Source organism: Nodosilinea sp. LEGE 07298 (assembly GCF_015207265.1).
Classification (GTDB): domain Bacteria; phylum Cyanobacteriota; class Cyanobacteriia; order Phormidesmidales; family Phormidesmidaceae; genus Nodosilinea.
The window spans coordinates 1-2,068 of record NZ_JADEXE010000536.1 but is presented as its reverse complement, the minus strand read 5'-3'; the positions used below and the strand labels follow the sequence as shown (position 1 = coordinate 2,068).

The following is a 2,068-nucleotide window of genomic DNA, read 5'->3' as shown; positions in this document are numbered from 1 at the left end:
GTGGATGGGTGGATGGGTGCATGGGTGCATGGGTCAACGTGACTTGCTTCTGTCCCTAATGCGTGAATGGGTTATGCAAATGCGATCGCCGACCGCTAGCCCAAAGCGCTGCTGAGCGCTGCCCTGGTTGACCGCAATTTCGACAAATCCGTGGCTGCCTACCAGAGCTAGCCCCTCGCCAGGGGGCACTTCCCCGTAGGTTCTTAGCCCTGGCAGGGTTGTTTCTCCTACAGTTACTGTCCAGTGGTCAGATGCTACGGCGCTAGCGGGGATGGTGGTGGCGGCGTTACCAAAGCGATCGATATATTGCACAGTGCCTTGCCAGCCCGTGGCGGTGGGCGTAGACCTCATCAGCGGCAGCGTGATAAGGGACTGAGGATCTACAGCTGGCCCCAGGCGATCGATGGGCACCCCGTTGGCTAGGTGCGCCGCCACCGGGGCGAAGATATCGCGACCGTGGAAGGTGACGCTGGGCTGGGGCGATCGCCAGTAGTCAGGATTGAGCAATTCCACGGCTCCTATGGCAGGCGTGCTGTCGAGAACACCGCTGAGCACGCCATTGTCTGGCCCCACCAGAAACCCGTGGCTGGTCTGCACCGCCACGGCCCGACGGGTAGTGCCCACTCCCGGATCCACCACTACCAGGTAGATGGTGCCGGGGGGTAGGTAGGGGTAGGCGCTCAGCAGCGTGAAGCGGGCAGCGTAGATATCTTGGGGGGGAATGCTGTGGGTGAGATCGATGAGCTGGGCCGTGGGGGATAGCGTGGCGATTACCCCTTTCATTACGCCTACGTAGCTGTCCTGGAGGCCAAAGTCAGTGATCAGGGCAATGATCATGCGATCGCAGCGGTGCAAAGGACGGTGTGCAATTCTCCTGGTTTCGCCGTTCCCTGAGCGGAGGTGCAAGAACGGCGAGCAGGCTCAAGCCTGAGGCCTAACGCTCCGCCACTCGGTAGTCGCCCGACTTGCCGCCGGTTTTGCTCAACAGGCGAACAGAGCGAATCTCGATCGATTTTTCGAGCCCCTTGGCCATGTCGTAGAGGGTGAGGGCCGCGATGGTGGCGGCGGTGAGGGCCTCCATTTCGACCCCGGTTTCGGCCTTAATTTTGACTGTTGCCTGAATGCGGTAGCCGGGCAGGGTTTGGTCGGGCACAATCTGCACCTCCACCTTTTGAATCGGCAGCGGGTGACAGAGGGGAATCAGGTGGGCGGTTTGCTTGGCGGCCATGATGCCAGCAATACGGGCGGTACCCAGCACGTCGCCCTTAGGGGCATCGCCCGCCTCGATAGTGGCCAGGGTTTGGGGCTGCATGACCACAACGGCCTCCGCGACGGCCTGCCTGACGGTCTGAGCTTTAGCTGCCACATCTACCATGTGGGCCTGCCCCTGAGCATCGAGATGAGTTAGCCCAACTGATGCGGAATCAGGCGTTACAGAATTATTTGGCATGGGTACAAAATTGGCAAACGATCATGCTAGTATAAAAAGCCTGCACAGGGGCGTGTGGCTCAGTGGATAGAGCACGTGGCTACGGACCACGGGGTCGGGGGTTCGAATCCCTCCACGCCCGTTCTTAAAAATCCCATTAAACGAACGTTCGTTTAATGGGATTTTTTCATTTAGCGAGATTTGATCGTTTGGGGCAGGTCAATGGCGTAGACATCCTGGCCATGCCCCAGAGCAAAGCGAAGGGAGTGGCGCAGATCTTTGCTATTGGCGGTGGCAAAAATTACCAGCCCGATCAGGGTCATTACGCCAGAAAGGCCAAAAATACCCCGGTAGCCCAGCTGATCGGCAATGGTGCCGAAGATGGGGCCAGCCAGGGCAATGCCTATATCAAAGCCCACCATAGCCAAGCCAAAGGTGCGGCCGCGATCGCTGGCGGTCGAGCGATCGCCCATGAGTGCCGCAATCATGGGAATCAGGGTACCGCCCGCAAACCCTTGAATAAACCCGGCTAGCAAAAACATCGGCGCGCTGCGGGCCAGCCAAAACAAACCCATGCCCAAACTGTAAATCAGCAGGCTGGCGGTAATGAACCGCCCCCGCCCGTAGCGATCGCTGGCC

At 59.4% G+C, this 2,068-nt stretch carries 3 protein-coding genes and 1 tRNA gene; 1 reads left to right on the top strand and 3 read right to left on the bottom strand.

Translation table 11 applies throughout. The features are described from left to right. Positions 1-33: 33 nt before the first annotated feature. Positions 34-837 (bottom strand): SAM-dependent chlorinase/fluorinase, encoded by an 804-nt coding sequence (locus IQ273_RS32755; protein WP_194027250.1) that lies wholly within the window; start codon positions 835-837, stop codon positions 34-36. Between the two features lie 97 nt (positions 838-934). After that, on the bottom strand, positions 935-1,450 hold the full coding sequence (gene moaC / locus IQ273_RS32750) for a cyclic pyranopterin monophosphate synthase MoaC (protein ID WP_194027249.1): 516 nt from the start codon (positions 1,448-1,450) through the stop codon (positions 935-937). A gap of 48 nt (positions 1,451-1,498) precedes the next feature. Between moaC and IQ273_RS32745 the strand changes: the two genes are divergently transcribed. Then, a tRNA-Arg gene (locus tag IQ273_RS32745) sits at positions 1,499-1,571 on the top strand. Between the two features lie 49 nt (positions 1,572-1,620). Here IQ273_RS32745 and IQ273_RS32740 read toward each other — a convergent pair. Next, a partial coding sequence (locus tag IQ273_RS32740; RefSeq protein WP_194027248.1) for an MFS transporter occupies positions 1,621-2,068 on the bottom strand: 448 nt, incomplete at its 5' end.